The organism is Streptomyces sp. NRRL F-4489 (genome assembly GCF_001509485.1).
In the GTDB taxonomy this organism is placed as follows: domain Bacteria; phylum Actinomycetota; class Actinomycetes; order Streptomycetales; family Streptomycetaceae; genus Streptomyces.
On the sequence record NZ_LLZI01000279.1, the window covers coordinates 1 to 21934 of the forward strand.

At 75.1% G+C, this 21934-nt stretch carries 13 protein-coding genes and 1 pseudogene; 6 read left to right on the forward strand and 8 right to left on the reverse strand.

Annotated features, from left to right (window positions below; translation table 11 throughout):
- The 6 genes and pseudogenes from ADL22_RS35580 to ADL22_RS30970 all read right to left on the reverse strand — a co-directional run.
- A pseudogene (locus ADL22_RS35580) lies at positions 1 to 1569 on the reverse strand (hypothetical protein); the annotation flags it as partial.
- 246 nt (positions 1570 to 1815) lie between these two features.
- Positions 1816 to 2205, reverse strand: a complete 390-nt coding sequence (locus ADL22_RS30950; RefSeq protein WP_066987445.1) for a WXG100 family type VII secretion target — start codon at positions 2203 to 2205, stop codon at positions 1816 to 1818.
- A gap of 174 nt (positions 2206 to 2379) precedes the next feature.
- Positions 2380 to 2892: a hypothetical protein gene (locus tag ADL22_RS36555; RefSeq protein ID WP_234430922.1), complete on the reverse strand. Its 513-nt coding sequence runs from the start codon at positions 2890 to 2892 to the stop codon at positions 2380 to 2382.
- A gap of 284 nt (positions 2893 to 3176) precedes the next feature.
- Complete coding sequence (locus tag ADL22_RS30960) at positions 3177 to 3866, reverse strand: TetR/AcrR family transcriptional regulator (protein WP_066987448.1); 690 nt, start codon at positions 3864 to 3866, stop codon at positions 3177 to 3179.
- A complete protein-coding gene (locus tag ADL22_RS30965; protein WP_066987451.1) occupies positions 3863 to 6064 on the reverse strand; it encodes a YhgE/Pip domain-containing protein in 2202 nt (733 codons plus the stop codon). Before ADL22_RS30965 ends, ADL22_RS30960 begins: the two co-directional genes overlap by 4 nt.
- Positions 6036 to 6818: an ATP-binding cassette domain-containing protein gene (locus ADL22_RS30970; protein ID WP_066987454.1), complete on the reverse strand. Its 783-nt coding sequence runs from the start codon at positions 6816 to 6818 to the stop codon at positions 6036 to 6038. The genes ADL22_RS30965 and ADL22_RS30970 overlap by 29 nt, the downstream gene beginning before the upstream one ends.
- 329 nt (positions 6819 to 7147) lie before the next feature.
- On the opposite strand from ADL22_RS30970, the gene ADL22_RS30975 reads away from it, so the two are divergent.
- From ADL22_RS30975 to ADL22_RS30985, 3 genes are all read left to right on the forward strand, one after another.
- Positions 7148 to 9925 carry a discoidin domain-containing protein gene (locus ADL22_RS30975; RefSeq protein ID WP_066987457.1) on the forward strand — a complete coding sequence of 926 codons (2778 nt, stop codon included), beginning with the start codon at positions 7148 to 7150 and terminating at the stop codon, positions 9923 to 9925.
- A gap of 236 nt (positions 9926 to 10161) precedes the next feature.
- Positions 10162 to 14142, forward strand: coding sequence for an ABC transporter ATP-binding protein (locus ADL22_RS30980; RefSeq protein WP_066987459.1), 3981 nt, complete (start codon positions 10162 to 10164; stop codon positions 14140 to 14142).
- A gap of 83 nt (positions 14143 to 14225) precedes the next feature.
- Entirely contained in the window at positions 14226 to 15644 is a 1419-nt protein-coding gene (locus tag ADL22_RS30985) for a S28 family serine protease (RefSeq protein ID WP_066987462.1), read from the forward strand.
- Between the two features lie 54 nt (positions 15645 to 15698).
- Here the strand turns inward: ADL22_RS30985 and ADL22_RS30990 are convergent, their stop codons facing one another.
- Both ADL22_RS30990 and ADL22_RS30995 read right to left on the reverse strand, forming a co-directional pair.
- Positions 15699 to 17528, reverse strand: coding sequence for a glycoside hydrolase family 3 protein (locus ADL22_RS30990; RefSeq protein WP_066987465.1), 1830 nt, complete (start codon positions 17526 to 17528; stop codon positions 15699 to 15701).
- Positions 17529 to 17686: 158 nt separating this feature from the next.
- The gene (locus ADL22_RS30995) at positions 17687 to 18541 is read right to left on the reverse strand and encodes a sugar phosphate isomerase/epimerase family protein (protein ID WP_066987468.1); all 855 of its coding nucleotides are present in this window, start codon (positions 18539 to 18541) and stop codon (positions 17687 to 17689) included.
- A gap of 253 nt (positions 18542 to 18794) precedes the next feature.
- Between ADL22_RS30995 and ADL22_RS31000 the strand changes: the two genes are divergently transcribed.
- The 3 genes from ADL22_RS31000 to ADL22_RS31010 are packed head-to-tail and all read left to right on the forward strand — an operon-like array spanning position 18795 to position 21891.
- Positions 18795 to 19943, forward strand: coding sequence for a Gfo/Idh/MocA family protein (locus ADL22_RS31000; protein WP_066987471.1), 1149 nt, complete (start codon positions 18795 to 18797; stop codon positions 19941 to 19943).
- On the forward strand, positions 19940 to 21058 hold the full coding sequence (locus ADL22_RS31005; protein WP_066987474.1) for a dihydrodipicolinate synthase family protein: 1119 nt from the start codon (positions 19940 to 19942) through the stop codon (positions 21056 to 21058). Before ADL22_RS31000 ends, ADL22_RS31005 begins: the two co-directional genes overlap by 4 nt.
- Positions 21055 to 21891, forward strand: a complete 837-nt coding sequence (locus tag ADL22_RS31010; RefSeq protein WP_066987477.1) for a sugar phosphate isomerase/epimerase family protein — start codon at positions 21055 to 21057, stop codon at positions 21889 to 21891. The genes ADL22_RS31005 and ADL22_RS31010 overlap by 4 nt, the downstream gene beginning before the upstream one ends.
- Positions 21892 to 21934 lie beyond the last annotated feature (43 nt).

Sequence of the window (21934 nt, forward strand, 5' to 3'; positions counted from 1 at the left end):
GTCCGGGGTCGGGTGGGTGCTCACGCCGTCCGGGCGGGCCGCGTCCGGGGTGTGGTCGGCCGTGGGGTGGGTGCTCACACCGTCGGGGTGGCCGGAATTCGGCGCGTGGCCGGAGTCCGGAGCGTTGTGCCCGGAGTCGGGGGTGCTGTGCCCGGTGTCGGGGGTGTTGTGGCCCGCGTCGGGAGTGTGGCCCGTTCCGTTCGGGGTGGGGGCGTCGTGGTTGCCGCCGCCCTGGTAGCCCTCGTCGAACGGGGTGCGGTGCGACGGGTCCGGGAGCGGCTGGGGGGCCGGCCGGGGGTGGTCGGAGCCGGTTCCGGAGTTGGAGTGGTCCGCGCCCGAGCCCGAATCGCCGCTGGAGTGCGCGGAGTTGTCACCGGAGTGCGAACCGGAGCCCGCGCCGGAGTCGGAGGTGTGGTTGGGCGTGGTGGTGGCGTTCTCGCCCGGGCGGGGGGCGTGGGACGGCCCGCCGGAGCCCGAGCCGGAGCCGGAGTGGTCTCCGGAGCCCGATCCGGAACCCGAGCCGGAGCCGGCCCCGGACCCGGAGTGTTCTCCCGTACCGGAACCGGAACCGGAACCCGACCCGCTCCCCGAGCCGCCGTGCTCGCCCGAACCCGAGCCGGAACCGGCCCCCGAGCCGCTCCCGGACCCGCCGTGCTCCCCCGAGCCCGAACCCGACCCGGAACCCGACCCGGACCCCGACCCACCGTGCTCACCGGACCCCGACCCGGACCCGGATCCCGAGCCCGACCCGGACCCGCTCCCCTCCCCGCCGTGGTCGCTGCCGCTGCCGTGCTCACCGCCGCCGCCGTGCTCCCCGCCCCGGCCGGCCGCGTGGTCCAGGCCGGTGCGGGCGTGGTGGCCCGCCTTGCCGCCCAGGGCGTCGCGGAAGTTCGTACCGAAGTTCTCGCCGGTGTTCTTGAGGGAGTCGGTGGCCGCGTCGGTGCCGGACTTCAGGCTGCGGTTGACGTCGAAGCCGTTCTGGGCGCCGAAGGACATGTTGACGCCCTGGGCGATGGCGTCCGAGATCATCGCCTGCAGCGCGTCCATGGCCGGCTGCTTGACGGTGTTCATGATCGCCTCGATCAGGGCGTCGCGCGCTTCCTTGAGGATGCGGCGGACGATGAGGCGGGTGGCCTGGGTGGCGCCCGCTGCCCCGATTTCCGAGAGGCCGAAGGTGAACGGCGCGGCCGCCTGGGCCGCGATGATCTCTGCCGCGAGGATCACCAACTGGGCGATCACCGCGACTTTCATCCCGACGATCACCACCGATCCGGCGTCCATGGCGAACGCGATCAGCTCGGCGGCCTCGCGGGCGTCGTTGAGGTAGCCGCTGCCGCCGTTGGAGAACTTCTCCCAGTTCTTGCTGAAGCCGTCGATGCTGTCGCCGCTGTTCGCGGACAGGACGTTGCCCGCCGCCGTGACGCCCTCGGACTGGAGCTGCTCCACCATGTTCGCAAACTCCCGCCACTGGCTGGCGGATTCGTTCATTTTGTCCTCGTCGCCCGTCGGCCAGTCGAAACCGAGCATCTGAAGGACCCACTCGAGCGCGTCCGGCAGCATGAGTGACATTGGGAATCCCCCGTAGGACAGCGAAGCGATGGTGGGTCGGATGCGGGCGGCGGTGGTGAGGCGCCGGGCGGTGGTGGTGGATGCGGTGCGGTGGTGGAGCGGGTGGGCGGGGCCGGGTGGCCGTTCGGACCGGCGCCCGCCGGTGGAACGGCCCCGACCGGGACCGGACAGGCCCCGACCGGTCCCGGACGGACCCCGAGCGGACTCGGAACGGACCCCGGGCCGGTGCCGGCGCCTCCGGCCGGCTCAGGCCGAGATGTTGGGCCGCTTCATATTGGTGACCAACTGGGTCTCGGCCTCGGCGTTCGCCACGTGCTGCTGCATCAAGGAGTGGGTGAAGTCCTCGTTGCTGGCGTGGTTGTCGGCCATGGTGTTCAGCGCGCCGCCGATCTCCTGGAGCTTGGCGGCGAGATGACCCATCGACTCGTACATACCGTCGCGCAGGCCCTCGTAGACGACGCCGAACTTCGAGCCGATGTCGTCGTCACCCCACGGCGGGGTGTCGGTGCCCTCCAGGTTGGTCAGGCCGTTCTTCAGCTTCTCGACGGCGGATTGATACCGCTCGCCGATATTGGTGAAGGCGCTGCCGCCCGATTTCAGTGACGGTACGTCTGCTTGCAGACCGTCCCCGGCCATGGCCTCTCCCCCGTTCAGAGCTCGTCACGTACTGCCCGGCCTGACACAAAGTCTAGACGCGGGCACCGACATCCCATCAAGACGCCTGCTGTCACAGGCCGGTCACCGATGCGCGCCGCGCGGACACGGCGGAACGCATGCCAGGGATGGCGGAACGTCAGCGAAATGCGGACGTCAGGAATTTTCCGGGCGATACCAGTCCCGGTACGTCTCAATGGCCAATTCCGCAGGGAAGTTGGGCACACTGGTCACATCGCCGTTGCTCTTGTTGATGACGATGTTGCTGCCGCCCGGGCTGGACGGCGGGGCGGTGGGGTCCTCGGGCGCGGGCCAGCCGGCGTGGATGAGGTAGCCCTCGTCGAATTCGTGGACGAAGAGCGAGACCGGACCGTCCGGCGAGCCGACCGGCGGGAAGTGGCCGCGGCCGATCTCCAGGGCGTGGTCGGCGTCGGTCGGGATCACCTTGGGCGCGGCGCCGGAGTCCTGGCCGGGGGCGGTGCTCGGCGGGTACGGCGGCGGCAGGGGCGGCTGCGGGGGCTGGTTGCCGGGGGCCGGGGGCTGAGTGCCCGCGGCCGGCGGCTGGTTGCCCGCGGGGCCCTCGGGGGTGCCCGCCGGGCCGCCGCCCGCGGTGCCGCCGGGGCCGGCGCCCGCGCTCCCGGCCGGGTTGCCGGCTGCGGAGTCCGTCATGGAGGTCCCTCCTGTGTCACGTCGCTCGCTCGGTCGGTCGGTCTTCTCGGCTGACCAGCCCGGCCAACCTAACCGACGCGCGGGGGGCGCGTTTGGTTCGCCCGCGCGCGGGACGCAATGGGAGGGGAGGGTGGGGGTGTTGTGTCCGGAGTGGGTGGTTCGTCCGGTGCCGGTGCCGGCACCGGGGCGGGTCGCGGTACGGGCGGAACGCCGCCGGGGCCCGGCTTGTACGAGCGGCCCGCCCATAGAAGCCCGGCCCCGCCCCCGGCCCTAACCGCGAGCCCTCAGGCCCCCACCCGCCCCTGCACCAGCTGCGACAGCGCCGCGTGGACCTCGTCCACGGACCGCTCCGGCTGGAAGGACTGCCAGTCCAGGGCCGCGACCAGCACCATGCCCAGCAGGGCGGACGCGGTGAGCGGGACGTCGAGTTCGCCGCTCAGCTCACCGCTGCGTACGGCGTCCCGCAGGACCGACTCGACGACCGACAGGGCGCGGCCCCGTACGGAGGTGAGGGTGGCGCGCCAGGTGCGGTTGGTGCGCCAGAGTTCGGCGACGTAGAGCTGGGTGAGGGCGGGGGAGCCGGCGATGAAGTCCAGGCCGGCCCGGATCATCGCGTCGAGGGCGTCGACCCGGCTGCCGCCGCGGGCGACGGTGCCGTCGGCGGCGGTGCGCAGGGAGGCGGCGAGGAGGTCGATACCGTCCCGCAGCAGTTCCTCGTAGAGGACGTTCTTGCTGGTGAAGTTGTAGTAGACGGTGCCCTTGGCGACGCCGGCGCGTTCGGCGATCTCGTCCACGGTGGTGGCGGAGAAGCCCTGTTCGGCGATGAGGGTGACGGCGGCGTCGAAGAGCCGGCGGCGGGTCGAGCCGCGGCGCGGCCGGGCGGGGGCGGCGGCTGCGGTTGCGGCGCCGGCGGGTACGGGGGCGGGGGCGGCGCCGGGGATGGCGCCGCCCCCGTTTCCGGAGCGGATGCTCACAGGCTGAGCTCCGGGTGCAGGTCCTTCATCCGGACGACCTGCCGGCCGCGGGCCGCGAGCGAGGTCAGGGCCAGCGCCCCGAGCGTGAACGCGGCGAGCACGATGCTGCCCTGCCAGACGATGTCCAGGTCGCCGCCGGTGATCAGCCGGCGCAGCCCGTCCACCACGTAGCTCATCGGCAGGTACGGGTGGACCGCCGAGAAGAACGCCGGGCTGGTCTGCACCGGATAGGTGCCGCCCGCGGAGGTCAGCTGGAGCATCAGGATGACCAGGGTCAGCACCCGGCCGGCCGGGCCGAAGAAGGCGCTCAGCAGCTGGATGACGGCGGTGAAGCAGGCCGTGGCCAGCACCAGGAAGCCGATGGTGGCGCCCGCGCGGGCCATCTCCAGGCCGAGGGCCCAGTGGAGGACGGCCATCAGGGCCAGCACCTGGACGACGCCGATGGCGAAGGCCGGCAGCCAGGAACCGAGGGCGATCCGCCAGCCGGGCGCGCCCGCGGCCAGCGCCCGCTTGCCGAGCGGCTGGAGCAGCATGTACGCGACCATCGCGCCGACCCAGAGGGAGAGCGGGATGAAGTACGGGGCGAGCCCGGTGCCGTAGTTGGGCGCCTTGTGCATCGACTTGGCGGCCAGCTGGACGGGGTCGGACATCACGCCGGTACGGGAGTCGCGGTCCTTCTTGTCGTAGTCGGGGATCTTGGCGACGCCGTCGTGCAGACCGGTGGCCAGCTGGTTGGCGCCGTCCTTGAGCTTGTACAGGCCGCCGCTGATCTTCTCGGCGCCGTCGTGGGCGGTGCCGAGGCCGGTGTGGAGCTGGTCGGCGCCGTTGGCGAGGTCGCCCGCGCCCTTGTGGAGCCGGCCCGCGCCGTTGGCGAGGTCGCCGGCACCGTTGGCGAGGGTGCCGAGGCCGGTGGCGAACTGGCCCGCGCCGTCCGAGACCTTGTGGGCGCCGTCGTTGAGCCGCTTGAGGTCGGCGAGCTGGCCGTCCGCGTGCTGCACGACCTCCGGCACCTGGTCGGCGACCATCTGGGCGCCCTGGTGCACCTCGCGGAGCTTGGCCCGCATCCCGGCGAAGTCCGCGCGGGCGATGTCGCCGTTGACCTTCTCCGCCAGGTCCGCGCCGGCGGCGGTGCCCTCCGCCTGGCCCTTCAGATCCGCGCAGTCCGGGTCGGTGTTGCCGCCGGTGCACCGCTTCCGGTACAGCTCCTGGGCCGCGTCGGCGTTCTTGCGGGCCTGGGTGGCGGCCTTGGACGAGTTGGCCGGCAGCTTGGCGAGGAAGTCGTCCACGGTCTGGGTGAAGTTGGCGACGAAGCGTGCGCCGTCCGCGATCTCCTGGCCGTGCTTCTTGAGGAACGGAAGGTCCTTCTTGGCGATGCCGTCGGCCATGTCGACCAGCTGCTGGGTGCCGTCCGCGACCTGGCGCGCGCCCTGGCTGAGCTGCTGGGCCTTGGCGGCCGCCTGCGACGCGCCGTTGCTTAGCGCGCCCGCGCCCTTGTCGAGCTTGCCGGCGCCGGCGGTGAGGTCCCCCGCCCCCTTGTCCAGCTTCCCCGCCCCGTCGTTCAACTTGCCGAGGCCGTCGGCCAGTTCACCGGTCTTCTCGCGGGCGGTGCCCAGGCCGTCGTCGATCTGCCCGGCGCCCTTGGCGGCGTCGGCGGTCTGGTCGTGCAGGTCGGAGAAGGACACGAAGATCTTGTCGAGGAAGCCCCGGGTGGACTTCGAGGACGTCTTCGCGCGGATCTCCGAGAAGACCGTCTTGGAGATCGAGCCGACGATGTAGTTGTTGGAGTCGTTGGTGCGGACCTGGAGCGCGCCGGTCTGCGGGTCGTCACCGCCGCTGGAGGCGATCTTCTGACTGAAGTCCTTCGGGACGGTCAGCGAGAGGTAGTACGTGCCCTTCTCCAGGCCCTTGGCGGCCTCGGAGGCGCTGACCTCCTCCCAGTCGAAGGTCTTGCTGTCCTTGACGTTGCGGGCCAGGTCGGCGCCGGCGGTCAGCTTCTTGCCGTCCGCGGTGGCGCCCCGGTCCTCGTTGACCAGGGCCACCGGGATCTTGTCCAGGCGGCTGTACGGGTCCCAGAAGGAGCAGAGGTAGAGCGCTCCGTACAGCAGCGGGATCAGCATCAGGGCCACCAGGCCCAGCCGGGGCAGCTTGCCCCGGCCGAAGCGCCGGAGCTCAAGCGCGGCCAGTCTCGGCGAACGCATGCGCTGCTTCCTCCTCGTGGGTGTCGGACTCGGGGGTGGGGGCGGGTGCCGCGGCGGCCGGGGCGGTGGAGACGACCAGGGCGTCCGCCGGGGCGTCGGAGGCGACCGCGACGACGGTGGTGCCGGACAGTGCCACATCGCGCAGCAGCTGCCAGGCGGCGGCGCGTTCGTCCGCCGAGAGCTTCAGGTCGAGGTCGTCGACGGCCAGCAGGCGCGGCTGGTGCAGCACCGCGAGCGCCACCGACAGCCGCAGCGCCTCCAGCCGCTCCAGGTCGCGGACGCAGGTCCGCAGGCCCTTGGGGAGCGTCTCGGGGTCGAGTCCGGCGGCCGCCAGCGCGGCGTCGATCCGGGCCCGGGTGGCCTCCCGGTGGCGCCGCCCCCAGGGGAGCGCGCCGAGCGGGGAGCCGTGGAGGCGGGGCGCCAGGAGCGCCTGCTCCCGGAGGTGTTCGGCGACGGTGAGGGCCGGTTCGAGGTCGGTGACGCCCGGGACATGGGCGAGCGCCGTACGCCCGCGGACCGTTCCCATCCGCTTGGGCAGCGGGAAGCCGGCGACCGCGGCGTGGCCCTCGGTGAGCCGCATCCGTCCGGTGAGCGCGAGCAGCAGGCAGGTGCGTCCGGAGCCGGACGGGCCCCGCACCGCGATCAGCGACCCCGGGTCGGCGGTGATGTCGACGCCTCTGAAGGCCCAGCCGCGTGGGCCTTTCACGCCGATTCCCCGGGCGTTGACGGCCGCCCCCTGACGGGTGGTCTCCACAGCCCCTCCTTTTGTTCTGACTGGTCAGTCTAAAAGTGTGCCGTACGGGGCCCGTCTTGACCAATCCGGGGTGGCGCGCGGGGCCGGAAACCGACGCCGGTGGCCGGAAATTGATAGGTCGGTGCCAAACGGGTGACCCGGGCGGGCCTCGCGCCATAGGGTGCGCAGACGTCAGGCAGAGCCGAGGCTTGGTCCGTGCCGTGCGCGCGGAACCGGCCGCACGGGGACGGAGAGCCATGCACCACACCGAGCGCACGCCGCGGCCGGAGGGACCGGGACGGCGGGACGCGACGGAGATGTCCATACGAGGCGCGGGGGCCGTTCCCGCGTTGAGAGACGCGGGCCCGCCCCCGGGGCGCCGGTCCCGCCGGGTCCGGGGCCCGCTCGCCGCGCTGGTCGCCGGCGCCCTCGCCGCGGCCCTGGCCCCCGCCGTCCCGGCCGCCGCGGCCGACCCCGCCGCCCCCGCCCCGGATACCGGGCGCGCCTCCTGCACCGCCAACGGGTGGGCCGCCACCGCCACCGCCATCGACCCGGCGGACAGCTACCACGCCTACGTGGGCAACGGCTACCTCGGCCAGCGGGTCCCGCCCAACGGGATGGGCTACGCCGCCCCCGGGGGCACCACCGGCTGGCCCCTGAAGACCCCGGCGTATGACGGCTCGTTCGTCTCCGGGCTCTACGCCAAGGGCCCGGCGGACCTCAAGGGCCGCCAGGCCATCGCCGCCCTCCCCACCTGGACGACGCTCGACGTCACCGCCGGCGGGCCGCATGCCGAAACGTTCACCTCGGCCACCGCCCCGGGCCGCATCAGCCACTACCGGCAGACCCTCTCCTGGCGCTGCGGCCTGGTCCGTACGTCGCTGACCTGGACCGCCGCCGACGGCCGGGCCACCGACCTGGTCTACGAGGTGCTCGCCGACCGGGCCGACGCGCACACCGCCGCGGTGCGGCTGCGGATGACGCCCCACTGGAGCGGCGAGGCGGCCGTCACCGACGCCCTCGACGGCCGCGGCGCCCGCCGGCTGCGGCCCGCCGGCCCGGCACCGGGCGCAAGCCGCCCCGGCACGGTGTCGGTCGGCTTCCGGACCGACGGCACCGGGACGGCGGGCGCGGTCGCCTCCACGCTGCGCGCCGGGCCCGGCGTCCCGGCCGCCCGGCCGCGCCCCGAGGCCCCGGCGGGCGCCACCGGCACCGCCGCGGCGCTCAGCGCCCGCCAGCGGCTGTCCTTCCCGGTCCGCGGCGGCCGCACGTACGAGCTGACCAAGTACGTCGGCGTGGACACCGCGCTGACCTCGCGCGGCCCCCGCGGCGCCGCCGACGACGCCTCCCGCCGCGCCGCCGACCAGGGCTGGGCCGCCCTGTCCGCCCGGCACCGCGCCGCCTGGCGGCAGCTGTGGCGCAGCGACATCGAGGTGGCCGGCGCGCCCGCGCTGGAGTCCTGGATCCGCTCCGCGGAATACGGGCTGCTCGCCGCGACCCGCCCCGGCAGCGCCAACAGCATCGGCCCGACCGGCCTGACCAGCGACAACTACGCCGGCGAGATCTTCTGGGACGCCGAGACCTGGATGTATCCCGGGCTGCTGGCCACCCATCCCGACCTCGCCAAGTCGATCGTCGACTACCGCTACCGCACCCGCGACGCCGCCCGCGCCAACGCCCGCCGCCTCGGCTACCGCGGACTCTTCTACCCCTGGACCAGCGGGTCCACCGGCGACCTGTGGACCGAGTGCCACAGCTGGGACCCGCCGCACTGCGAGACCCAGAACCACCTCATGGGCGATATCTCGCTGGCCGCCTGGCAGTACTACCTCGCCACCAAGGACACCGCCTGGCTGCGCGGCCGCGGCTGGCCCGTCCTGAAGGGCATCGCCGACTTCTGGGCCTCCCGGGCCACCCGCAACGCCGACGGCAGCTACTCGATCAAGAACGTCGCCGGACCGGACGAGTACAGCAACGGCGTCGACGACGCGGTCTTCACCAACGCCGGCGCCGCCACCGCCCTGCGCCACGCCGCCCGCGCCGCCACTCTCCTGGGGGAACGGGCCCCGGCCTCCTGGACGGCCGTCGCGGACCGGCTGCGGATCCCGTACGACAGCCGCCGCCAGGTCTTCGAGCAGTACGCCGGGTACAAGGGGACGACCATCAAGCAGGCCGACACGGTGCTGCTGATGTACCCGCTCCAGTGGCCGATGACCCGGCGGCAGGCCGCCGCCACCCTGGACTACTACGCGGCCCGCACCGACCCCGACGGCCCGGCCATGACCGACTCGGTGCACGCCATCGACGCCGCCGCCCTCGGGGAACCGGGGTGCGCCACGTACACGTACCTCCAGCGGGCCATCCGGCCGTTCGTGCGCGGGCCGTTCGCGGAGTTCTCCGAGGCGCGCGGCGAGAAGGCCGGCGCGGGCGACCCGCACGCCGGCCGGCCCGCCCAGGACTTCCTGACCGGCAAGGGCGGCTTCCTCCAGGTCTTCACCCACGGCCTGACCGGGCTGCGGATGACCGAGGACCGGGTGCGGCTGGACCCGACGCTGCCGCCGCAGCTGGCCGCCGGCGTCACCCTGCGCGGGCTGCGCTGGCAGGGCCGCACCTTCGACGTGGCGCTCGGCGCGCACCAGACCACCGTCCGGCTCACCGCCGGCCCGGCCCTGCCGCTCGCCACGCCGGAGGGCGACAAGCTGGTCAGCCGGGGCGTCCCCGCCGTCCTGAAGACCCGCCGCCCGGACCTCGCGGCGACCGGCGACGCCGCCCGGTGCGCGCCCGCCACCGCGACCTCCGAGGAGCCGGGGATGTACGCCGGGGCGGCGGTGGACGGGAACGCCACCACCGCCTGGGTGCCGGACGGCGCGGACGGCACGCTCACCGTGGACCTGGGCCGCGCGACGGCCGTCCGGCGGATCGTCCCGCACTGGACGGCGACCCGGCCCGCGTCGTACGCGGTGCAGGTGTCGCGGGACGGGCGGCACTGGGGCGGTATCGGCTCCGCGGGTCCCGGGACCGTTCGCTACGTCCGGGTGACGGTCCACGCGGGCCAGGGGGCCGCGGCCGGCGGCACGCCCGCCGCGCGGCCCGGTGTGGCCGAGCTGGAGGTGGACCGGGCGGGGTGAGCCAACCGGCCCGGGCGCGGTGAGCCATCCGGCCCGGCCGCGGTGATCCGCTCGCCCCCGGGGGCCTGACCCTCCGGCCCCGGGGGCGGGCCCCTCCGGCCCCCGGGGGCGCGGCCGTCCGCCCCCGGGCCGGCGGCCCGCCCCGCCCCGCCGCCATTGCGGTGACGTAACGGAGGGATGAAATCCGCATCCTCCGGTGTTGGCCCGTGCGGCAGACGACGCAAGGGAGGCATCGGGTGGCGGGGACGGATACCGCGGCGGACACCGCGCGCGAGGGCTGGGCACGGCGGCTGACCCGCGACTGCGGGCGGTACCGCAAGGACGTGGCGCTGGCGCTCGGCGCCTCGCTCGCCGGGATGGCGGTGACGGCCCTGGTCCCGCTCATCCCGAAGCTGATCATCGACGAGGTGATCGTCCGGCACGAGCGCCCGCTCGCCCCCTGGGCCGCCCTCCTCGTCGGCGCGGCGGTGGTGGTCTACGTCCTGACGTACCTCCGCCGCTTCTACGGCGGCCGGCTCGCCCTGGACGTCCAGCACGACCTGCGCACCCGGATGTTCGGCGCGATAGCGGCGCTCGACGGGCGGCGGCAGGACGAGCTGAGCACCGGCCAGGTGGTCGGCCGCGCCACCAGCGACCTCCAGCTCATCCAGAGCCTGCTCTTCATGCTCCCGATGATCATCGGGAACGTCCTCCTCTTCGCCGTCTCGCTGGCCGTGATGGCGTTCCTCTCCCCGCTGCTGACGGTCGTCGCGCTGGCCGTCGCCCCCGCGCTCTGGTTCATCGCCCGGCGCAGCCGCACCCGCCTCTTCCCGGCGACCTGGTACGCCCAGCAGCAGGCCGCCGCGGTCGCCACCGTGGTGGACGGCGCGGTCTCCGGCGTCCGGGTCGTCAAGGGCTTCGGGCAGGAGGAGCAGGAGACCGGCAAGCTCCGGGCGGCCGGCCGCCGGCTGTTCGCCGCCCGGCTCCGCACCGTCCGCCTCAACGCCCGCTACACCCCCGCCCTCCAGGCCGTCCCGGCGCTCGGCCAGGTCGCGATGCTGGCGCTCGGCGGCTGGCTGGCCACCCGGGGCCAGATCACCCTCGGCACCTTCGTCGCCTTCTCCACGTATCTGGCCCAGCTGGTCGGCCCGGTCCGGATGCTGGCGATGTTCCTCACCGTGGGCCAGCAGGCCCGGGCCGGTGTGGAGCGGGTCTACGAGCTGATCGACACCGAGCCGGTGATAGCCGAGCGCCCGGACGCCCGGGAGCTGCCCGCCGACGCCCCGGCCACCGTCGTCTTCGACCGGGTCACCTTCGGCTACGGGCCGCACCACGCCCCGGGAGCGGAGGGCGGCGGCGCGCCCGGTGGCGAGAGCCCGGGCGCCGCCGCCGAGGGGGACAGCGCGGCGCCCGCCCGCCGCCCCCTGCGCCCCGTCCTCGACGACTTCTCGCTGCGCATCGAGGCCGGCGAGACGGTCGCCGTCATCGGCACGTCCGGCAGCGGCAAGTCCACCGTCTCCCTGCTGCTGCCGCGCTTCTACGACGTCACCGCCGGCCGCGTGCTGGTCGGCGGCCACGACGTCCGCGAGCTGACCCTGCCGTCGCTGCGTGCCGCCATCGGCCTCGTCCCCGAGAGCAGCTTCCTGTTCTCCGACTCCATCCGCGACAACATCGCCTACGGCCACCCCGAGGCCACCGACGAGCAGATCCGGGCCGCCGCCCGCGCCGCCCGCGCCGACGGCTTCATCTCCGCGCTGCCGCAGGGCTACGACACCAAGGTCGGCGAGCAGGGCCTGACCCTCTCCGGCGGCCAGCGGCAGCGGATAGCGCTGGCCCGCGCCATCCTCACCGACCCGCGCCTGCTCGTCCTGGACGACGCCACCTCCGCCGTGGACGCCCGCGTCGAGCACGAGATCCACGAGGCGCTGCGCGGGGTGATGGCGGGCCGCACGACGCTGCTGATCGCCCACCGCGCCTCCACCCTGGCGCTCGCCGACCGGGTCGCGGTGCTCGACGGCGGCCGGCTCGCCGACCTCGGCACCCAGGAGGAACTGGCCGAGCGATGTCCCCTCTACCGCCGGCTGCTGACCGACCCCGAGGAGCTGGGCGGCGTCCCGCACGACCCGGCGGGCACCACCACCGGCGGGCCCGCCCCGGACGGCACGTCCCGCCGCCCCGCCCCCCTGACAGACGCCGGTCCGGACGGATCCGACGCCGACGCCGAGGCCGACACCGAAGCCGCCCGCCGCGCCGCCACCGGCGGTATCACCCCCGAGCTGTGGGTGCGCCGCGAGGAGGAGGCCGAGGCGGGCGCCGCCGGCCCCGCCCCGCGCACCGGCGCCGCCGCCCCCGGGATGGCCGCCGCGACGGCCGGCACCCCGGCGAGCCCCGACCTCCTGGCCCGGGTCGCGGCGCTGCCCCCGGCCACCGACACCCCGGAGATCGACGAGGCCGCCGCCGTCCGCCCCGAGTCCTCCTACGGCCTGCGCCGGCTGCTGCACGGCTTCGGCGGCCCGCTGGCCGTCGCCCTGCTCCTCGTCGCGGTGGACGCCGTCGCCTCGCTGCTGGTGCCGGTCCTCATCCGGCAGGGCATCGACGACGGCGTCCGGCGCGGCGTCCTGGCCGGCGTCTGGACGGCCGCCGCCCTGGCGCTGGCCGTGGTCCTCGCCCAGTGGGCCGCCCAGATCGGCGGCAACCGCCTCACCGGCCGCACCGGCGAGCGGGTCCTGTACACCCTCCGCCTGAAGATCTTCGCCCAGCTCCAGCGCCTCGGCCTGGACTACTACGAGCGCGAGCTGACCGGCCGGATCATGACCCGGATGACCACCGACGTCGACGCCCTGTCGACGTTCCTGCAGACCGGCCTGGTCACCGCCGTGGTCTCGGTCCTGACCTTCGGCGGCATACTCGTCGCCCTGCTCGCCCTCGACGTCCAGCTCGCCCTGGTCGTCTTCGCCACCCTGCCCCCGCTGGCCGTGGCCACGTACGTCTTCCGCAAGCGCAGCGTGCGCGCGTACGAGCTCGCCCGCGAGCGGATCTCCACCGTCAACGGCGACCTCCAGGAGAGCGTCGCCGGGCTGCGGATCGTCCAGGCGTTCCGCCGCGAGGGCCACGGCGCGGAGAAGTACGCCGCGCACAGCGACGCCTACCGCCGGGCCCGGGTGCGCGGCCAGTTCCTGATATCGGTCTACTTCCCGTTCGTGCAGCTGCTGTCGTCGGTGGCGTCCGCGCTGGTGCTGATCGTCGGCGCCGAGCGGATCGGCGACCGCACCCTCACCGCCGGCGCCCTGGTCGCCTACCTCCTCTACATCGACCTGTTCTTCGCCCCCGTCCAGCAGCTCTCCCAGGTCTTCGACGGCTACCAGCAGGCGTCGGTCTCACTCGGCCGGATCCGGGAACTCCTCGCCGAGCCGACCTCCACCCCGCCCGCCGAGCACCCCCGCCCGGTGCCCGCGCTGCGCGGCGAGATCACCTTCGAGGACGTCCACTTCCGCTACGGCGCGGACGGCGAGGCGGCGCTGGCCGGTATCGACCTGGCCATCCCGGCCGGCCAGACCGTCGCGTTCGTCGGCGAGACCGGCGCCGGCAAGTCCACCCTGGTCAAGCTGGTCGCCCGGTTCTACGACCCGACCTCGGGCACGGTCCGCGCGGACGGCACCGACCTGCGCGAACTGGACCTGACCGGCTACCGCCGCCGCCTCGGCGTCGTCCCGCAGGAGTCGTACCTCTTCGCCGGCACGGTCCGGGACGCCATCGCCTACGGCCGGCCGGAGGCCACCGACGCCGAGGTGGAGGCCGCCGCCCGGGCGGTCGGCGCGCACGACATGATCGCCACCCTGGAGGGCGGCTACCTCCACCCGGTCGCCGAGCGCGGCCGCAACCTCTCCGCCGGCCAGCGCCAGCTGCTGGCCCTGGCCCGCGCCGAACTCACCGACCCCGACGTGCTGCTGCTCGACGAGGCCACCGCCGCCCTGGACCTGGCCACCGAGGCCGTCGTCAACCAGGCCACCGACCGGCTCTCCGCCCACCGCGCGGCCGATGCCGGGCGGACCGGTACGCGGACGACGCTGATCGTCGCGCACCGCCTGACCACCGCAGCCCGCGCCGACCGGGTGGTGGTGCTCGACGGCGGCCGGATCGCCGAGGACGGCACCCACGCCGAGCTGCTGGCCCGCGGCGGCCGCTACGCCGAGCTGTGGCGCACCTTCACCGGCGAGGCCGAGGCCGTAACGGTCTGAACCAGCGCCCCGATGGGGGCTGGTGGCGCCCCCGCCGCCCGGATAGGTTCGGCCCGACCTTTGTCATCCCAAGGGGAGGGTGCATGCGCAAGGCCAGCAGATGGCTGCTGACGCTCGCCGTACTCATAGGTACGGCGAGCGCCGGCGCACCGGCGGGGGCGGCCACCGCCGCCGGCCGGGACAGCACGGACATCAAGGACCGGATCCTCGCGATCCCGGGTATGCGGATCCTGGAGGAGAAGCCGGTCGACGGCTACCGCTACTTCGTCCTGGACTACACCCAGCCGGTCGACCACCGGCATCCGGAGAAGGGAACGTTCCAGCAGCGGCTGACGCTGCTGCACAAGTCGGTGGACCGCCCGACGGTCTTCTACACCTCCGGCTACAACGTCAGCACCACACCGTCCCGCAGCGAACCCACCAAGATCATCGACGGGAACCAGGTCTCCCTGGAATACCGCTACTTCACCCCGTCCCGCCCGGTCCCCACCGACTGGACCAAACTCGACATCCGGCAGGCCGCCACCGACCAGCACCGGATCTTCCAGGCGCTGCACGCCGTCTACCCCAAGAACTGGATCGCCACCGGCGGCAGCAAGGGCGGGATGACGGCCACCTACTACCGCCGCTTCTTCCCGCACGACATGAACGGCACCGTCGCCTACGTCGCGCCCAACAACACCGACCGCGACGACACCCGCCCCTACGACCGCTTCTTCGCCACCGTCGGCACCCCCGCCTGCCGCGACGCGGTGGGCAAGGTCGAGCGCGAGGCGCTGCTCCGCCGCGACGAGATGGTCAACCGCTACGAGAAGTGGGCCGGCGAGAACAAGCGCACCTTCCGCCTCATCGGCACCGCCGACCGCGCCTACGAAGTCCTCGTCACGGACCTGGTGTTCGGCTTCTGGCAGTACCAGCCCGCCGAGACCGCGTGCGCCGAGGTGCCCGCGCCGACCGCCTCCACCGACGCCCTGTGGACCTGGATCGACAAGGTCGGCGGCTTCGACTCGTACACCGACCAGGGCATGGAGAAGTACCAGCCGTACTACTACCAGGCCGGCACCCAGCTCGGTGAGCCGAAGTACCACTACCCCAACCTCCGCGGCCTGCTGCGCTACCCGGGCATCAACAACTCCCGCAGCTTCGTGCCGCGCGAGATCCCGATGCCGTTCGACAAGCGGGCCATGCCCGACGTCGACCGCTGGGTGCGCCACCACGCCAGTCAGATGATGTTCGTCAACGGGCAGTACGACCCGTGGAGCGCCAAGCACTTCGAACTGGGCCGCGGCGCCCGGGACTCGTACGTCTTCACCGTCGCCGGCGGCAACCACGGCGCGAACATCGCCAAGCTCAAGGACGCCGACCGCACGAAGGCCACCGCCGAACTGCTCCAGTGGGCCGGCCTCCCGGTGCCGGCCGGCGGCCGGGCCGCCGCCCTGGCCCCCGCCAGCAGCACCCTGGACCGGCCGGAGAGCCTGCGCGAGCGGACCCTGCGGCCGTAACGGCGCACCGGGAGCGCCCCGTTGACCCGAGGGCCAACGGGGCGCGCCCCGGTGTCAGTACCGCAGCCCGTGCCCCATCTCGTAGAGCGCGGTGCCCGAGGAGTCCGCGCGCAGTATCGGCACCGGCAGCCGGCCCACCGGGTCCCGCCGCCCGGCGATCACCCGGGCCGCCGCCCGCAGCTCCACATCCGTCCACGAGTACGCCGCCAGCGCCGCCTTCACCCCGTCCAGCAGCGCGATGTCGTACGGGTTGCGGACCGCCAGCTGCACCACCGGCTTGCCCGTGGCCAGCAGCTCGGCGACCAGCGTCCGCTGCGGCGAGGAGGCGGTGACGTCGTACGTCGCCACCACCGCGGCGTCCCGCTCGTCCAGCGCGGCCCGGGCCCGGGCGATCAGCTCCCGGGAGGGCGCGGTCCCGGTGGGCAGCGCGGTGGCGGTGAAGCCCAGCCGGGTCAGCTCCCGGGCCAGCACCCCCGTCGGCGGGCCGCCGGTGCCGGACGGCGCGGCCGGGTCGGCGCCCGCCACCAGCAGCCGCCCGGTCCGCCGGCGGGACAGCGGCAGCAGCCCGCCGTCGTTGCGCAGCAGCGTGGTGGTGCGGTCCGCGATCCGGTCCGCCGCCTGGAGGTGGGCGCGCGCCCCTACTACCCGGTCCACCTCCCGCCGCGCGGTGTACGGGTCGGCGAACAGGCCGCGGCGCTCCTTGAGCAGCAGGATCCGCAGCAGTTTGGCGTCGATGTCCGGTTCGCTCAGCTCGCCGTCGCGCAGCGCCCGGACCACCGCGGCGTGCGCGACCGCCAGGTCCGGCGGGTTCAGCAGCTGGTCCACACCGGCCTTCAGCGCCAGCACCGGCACCCGGTCGTCGCCGTACTTCTCCCGGACGCCCTGCATGCCCAGCGAATCGGTCACCACCACCCCGTCGTATCCGAGCCGCCGCCGCAGAATGCCGGTGACGATCGGGTGCGAGAGGGTCGCCGGATCGCCGCTGGGGTCCAGGGCCGGCACGACGATGTGCGCGGTCATCACCGAGTCGATACCGGCCGCGACGGCCGCCTTGAACGGCGGCGCGTCCAGGCGCTCCCACTCCGCCGCCGAGTGGTGGATGTACGGCAGCCCGACGTGGCTGTCGGTGTCGGTGTCGCCGTGCCCGGGGAAGTGCTTGGCGCAGGCCGCCACCCCGGCGCTCTGGTAGCCGCGCACCTGGGCGGCGACCATACGGGCCACGGCCTGCGGGTCGGCCCCGAAGGAGCGGACCCCGATCACCGGGTTGGCGGGGTTGACGTTCACGTCCGCGTCCGGCGCGTAGTCCTGCCGGACGCCCATCGCGCGCAGTTCGAGGCCGGCGATCCGGCCCGCCGTCCGGGCGTCCGGCGCGGACCCGGAGGCGCCCAGCGCCATCGCCCCGGGGAAGAGGGTGGCCGGCGCCCCGATCCTGGCCACTATCCCGTGTTCCTGGTCGGTGGAGATCAGCACCGGTACCGGGACGCGCAGGGCGGCGGCGGCCCGCTGGATGCCGTTGGACAGCTCGGCGATCTGGTGCGGATCGCGGGTGTTGTGCGCCCAGCCGAAGTAGATGATGCCGCCGACGCGGTAACGGGCGATCAGCTCGGCGGCGTTGGCGACGCCGATCTCCTTGCGGTTGGCCGCGGCGTCGGCCGGGTCCGGGTCGGTGGCGGAGTGCCCGTACACCCGCATCACGAAGAGCTGCCCGGCCTTCTCCTCCGGGGTCATGCGGGCGATCAGCCGGCGCAGCCGGTCCAGGGTGGCGCGGGACGGCGGGGGGACGGGGGCGGGGGAGCGGGGGGCGGCACCGGCGTTCCCGGCGCTCAGGGCGGCGGTCGCGGCGGCCGCGGCGGCGGTGGTCAGGACGGTACGTCTGGAGTGCATACGCGCTCCTTCCGGGGGCGCTTCCTCGAACAGGTGAAGGAAACTTCCAAGGAGACACCGATAGCCGGAAAACAACTGCCGGTCAATGACGGCGGACGGCGGCGCCGCGCCGCGCTTGCGGGCCGGGCCGGGGTGTGGTGGGGGCCCGGGGCGCGGCATTACGGGGCCGCGCCGAGCAGCCGCTCCAGGTGGGCCCGGCCCGCCGCCAGCAGCCCCGGCAGCTCCGCGGCCTCCGGATACCACCGCTTCTCGTACTCCCAGCACAGCCAGCCGCCGGCCGCCGGACCGAGCGCCGCCACCACCTCCGCCAGCGGCAGCACCCCCGCCCCCAGCGGCAGCGGCGTCAGGTCCTCCGCCGACGCCACGTCCTTGACCTGCGCATATCCCAGGTGCCCGGCCAGCGCGGCGCGGGTCGCGGCCGGCGCCTCACCGCCGAGCCGGGTGTGCAGCACGTCCCACAGCGCGCCCACCGCCGGGTGGTCGACCGCCGCGACGATCCGGGCCGCGGCGGCGCCGGTGCGGTGCGAGTCGTGGGTCTCCAGCAGCACCCGCACCCCTTGTTCGGCGGCCCGCGGCGCCACCGCGGCCAGCCGCCGCACCGCGTCCGCCTCGGCCCGTTCAGGCGGCCGCCCGCCGCCCCCGGGGAAGACCCGCACGAACGGCGCCCCGAGGTCGGCCGCCAGCCCCACCAGCCCGGTCAGCTCCCGGGCGAGCGCCGCCTCCGCCGCGGCCCCGGCGCACTCCGCGGCGACCCGCGCGTACCCGGCGACGGCCAGCACCGCCACCCCCGCCTCCGCGAACACCCCGCGCACCGCCGCCCGTTCGCGCCGCCCCAGCCCCGGGTGCACCGGCTCCTCCGGGTGCGCCCGCAGCTCGACGCCCTGATAGCCGGACCCCGCGGCCAGCCTGGCCACCGCCTCGACCGGCATCCCCGGTACGCCGAGCGTGGAGAACGCCAGCCGCGTCCCCGCCGGGCCGCCGCCGCCCGTCACGCCGTCCGCCGCGCCACCCATCGCGCCTCCCGTCCGCCCGGCCGTTCGCCGCGCCGCCCGCCCCCTGCCTTCCCCTATCGGGCCCGCCTGACCCGCCGCGCACCCGTTGGCGGGACGTACCGCGACCGGTCACCGGGCGAACGGCCGTACGGCGGGGCCGTCTTGTCGCCGCCCGCCCCGCCCACTAGCGTCCCTGACCGGCGCGGTGCCCCTGGCCCCGCCGCGCGCCGCCTGCCCCACCACCGCTACCCCCCACCCACCGGGAGGCCCGGCCGTGACCCGCAGGACCGTACGCATCGCCATGAACGGCGTGACCGGGCGCATGGGCCACCGCCAGCACCTGGTCCGCTCCCTCCTCGCCCTGCGCGACCAGGGCGGACTGCCCCTGGACGACGGCACGGTGCTCTGGCCGGAGCCGGTCCTCGTCGGCCGCTCCGCGCCGCGCGTACGGGCGCTGGCCGAACGGCACGGCCTGCCCTGGAGCGCCGACCTCGACACCGTCCTCGCCGACGGCACGGTCGAGATCTACTTCGACGCCCAGGTCACCGCGGCCCGCGAGGCCGCCGTCCACCGGGCCGTCGAGGCCGGCAAGCACGTCTACGTGGAGAAGCCCACCGCCACCACCCTCACCGGCGCGCTGGACCTCGCCCGGCGCGCCCAGGAGGCCGGCGTCCGGCACGGCGTCGTCCAGGACAAGCTGTTCCTCCCCGGGCTGCGCAAGCTCCGCCGCGTCCTGGAGGACGGCTTCCTCGGCCGGGTGCTGTCCGTACGGGGCGAGTTCGGCTACTGGGTCTTCGAAGGGGACCGGCAGCCGGCCCAGCGCCCCTCCTGGAACTACCGCGCCGAGGACGGCGGCGGGATCGCCGCGGACATGTTCCCGCACTGGGAGTACGTCCTGCACGAGCTGTTCGGCCCGGTCCGCGCCGTCCAGGCCCGGGTCGCCACCCATCTGCCGCGCCGCTGGGACGAGTCCGGCGCGCCCTACGAGGCGACCGCCGACGACGCCGCCTACGCGCTCTTCGACCTCGACGGCGGGGTGCTCGCCCAGATCAACTCCTCCTGGGCGGTCCGCGTCCACCGCGACGAGCTGCTGGAGTTCCAGGTCGACGGCACCGAGGGCTCCGCCGTCGCCGGCCTGCGCCGCTGCCGCGTCCAGCACCGGGCCACCACCCCCCGGCCCGTCTGGGACCCCGACGTGCCGTCCGCCGAGCCGTTCCGCGACCAGTGGCAGGAGGTCCCGGACAACGCCGCGTTCGACAACGCCTTCAAGGCCCAGTGGGAGCTGTTCCTGCGCCACGCGGTGACCGGGGCGCCCTGGCGCTGGGACCTGTGGGCGGGCGCCCGCGGCGTCCAGCTCGCCGAACTGGGCCTGCGCTCCTCCCAGGAGGGCCGCCGGCTCCCCGTCCCGGAGCTGCCCCGGTGACCGCCGCGCCGCCCACCGGGACGCCGCCGGGGCCCCGCTCCCGTACGCTCTTCGCCGCCGCCCACGTGGTCGCCGACCCGCTGGCCGGCACCACCCCGGACGGCCCGGCCGCCCTCGACTGGGACGCCACCCTCGCCTTCCGCCACCACCTGTGGGCGCACGGACTCGGCGTCGCCGAGGCGATGGACACCGCGCAGCGCGGGATGGGCCTGGACTGGCCGGCCGCCGCCGAACTGATCCGCCGCACCGGCGCCGAGGCCCGGGCCGCCGGCGGCCGGCTCGCCTGCGGCGCCGGCACCGACCAGCTCCCGCCCGCCGGAGGCTCGCTCGCGGACGTCCGCGCCGCCTACGAGGAGCAGCTCGCCGCCGTCGAGGAGGCGGGCGCCCAGCCGGTCCTGATGGCCTCCCGCCGGCTCGCCGCGCTCGCCACCGGACCGGACGACTACCACGCCGTCTACGGCCACCTGCTGCGCCAGACCACCCGCCCGGTGATCCTGCACTGGCTCGGCCCGGCCTTCGACCCGGCCCTGGCCGGCTACTGGGGCAGCGACGACCCCGAGGCGGCGACCGACACCCTCCTGGCCCTGATCGCCGACCACCCCGGCGCGGTGGACGGCGTCAAGGTCTCCCTCCTGGACGCCGCCCACGAGGTGCGGCTGCGCCGCCGGCTCCCGGAGGGCGCGCGCTGCTACACGGGCGACGACTTCCACTACCCCGAGCTGATCGCCGGGGACGCGCACGGCCACAGCGACGCCCTGCTGGGCGTCCTCGACCCGCTCGCCCCGCTGGCCGCGCGGGCCCTCGGCCACCTGGACGCGGGCGACCCGGCCGGCTTCCGGGCCGTCCTGGACCCGACCGTGCCGCTGGCCCGCCACCTCTTCCAGGCCCCCACCCGCTACTACAAGACGGGCGTGGTGCTGCTCGCCTGGCTGGCCGGCCACCAGGCGCACTTCACCATGGTCGGCGGCCTGCACGCGGCCCGCTCCCTGCCGCATCTGCACCGCGCCTACCAACTGGCCGGCGGGCTGGGCCTGTTCCCGGACCCGGAGCTGGCCGCCGCCCGGATGCGGGCCCTGCTGACCGTCCACGGCGCCGAGGAGCTGATCCGCCCGTGACCGGCCCCGACCCCCTCCTGGCCCGCCTGAGCCTCAATCAGGAGACCGTCCGCCAGTGGCCGCTGCCCGAACTCGCCGACGGCTGCGCCCGGGCGGGCGTCGGCGGCGTCGGCCTGTGGCGCGCGCCGGTGCGGGAGTACGGGGTGGCGGCCGCCGCCCGGCTCGTACGGGACGCCGGGCTGGCCGTCACCAGCCTGTGCCGGGGCGGTTTCGTCACCGCCGAGGACCCCGCCGAACGCCGCGCCGCCCTGGCGGACAACCGCGCCGCCATCGAGGAGGCCGCGGCCCTGGGGACCGGCACCCTCGTCCTGGTGTCCGGCGGCCTGCCGCCCGGCAGCCGGGACCTGCCCGGCGCCCGCGAGCGGGTCGCCGACGCGCTCGCCGCCCTCGCCCCGTACGCCGCCGCGCACGGTGTACGGCTGGCCCTGGAACCGCTCCACCCGATGTACGCCGCCGACCGGTGCGTGGTCTCGACCCTGGCCCAGGCCCTGGACCTCGCCGAGCGCTTCCCCGCCGACCACGTGGGCGTCGTCATCGACAGCTACCACCTGTGGTGGGACGACACCCTCGACCGCCAACTGGCGCGCGCCGGGGGCCGGATGGCCCTGGTGCAGCTCGCCGACTGGGTCACCCCGCTCCCGGCCGGCGTCCTGCTGGGCCGCGGGCAGCTCGGCGACGGCTCGGTGGACCTGCGCGGCCTGCGCGCCCGCGCCGAGGCGGCCGGCTACCGCGGCCCCCTGGAGGTGGAGATCTTCAACCCCGCCCTGTGGGCCCGGCCCGGCGCCGACGTCCTGGCCGAGGTCGTCGCCCGCTTCACCGCCCACGTCGCCTGACGGGGGCCGCGGGCGGCCCGGCCCGCTGTCAGACCCCGGCGGT

Excerpts from the sequence above, each read along its gene's own strand:
- ADL22_RS30965 (WP_066987451.1), bottom strand. The coding sequence starts at position 6,064 with ATGCGTTCGCCGAGACTGGCCGCGCTTGAGCTCCGGCGCTTCGGCCGG.
- ADL22_RS30985 (WP_066987462.1), top strand. The coding sequence starts at position 14,226 with ATGCGCAAGGCCAGCAGATGGCTGCTGACGCTCGCCGTACTCATAGGT.
- ADL22_RS30950 (WP_066987445.1), bottom strand. The coding sequence starts at position 2,205 with ATGGCCGGGGACGGTCTGCAAGCAGACGTACCGTCACTGAAATCGGGC.
- ADL22_RS36555 (WP_234430922.1), bottom strand. The coding sequence starts at position 2,892 with ATGACGGACTCCGCAGCCGGCAACCCGGCCGGGAGCGCGGGCGCCGGC.
- ADL22_RS30990 (WP_066987465.1), bottom strand. The coding sequence starts at position 17,528 with ATGCACTCCAGACGTACCGTCCTGACCACCGCCGCCGCGGCCGCCGCG.
- ADL22_RS30995 (WP_066987468.1), bottom strand. The coding sequence starts at position 18,541 with ATGGGTGGCGCGGCGGACGGCGTGACGGGCGGCGGCGGCCCGGCGGGG.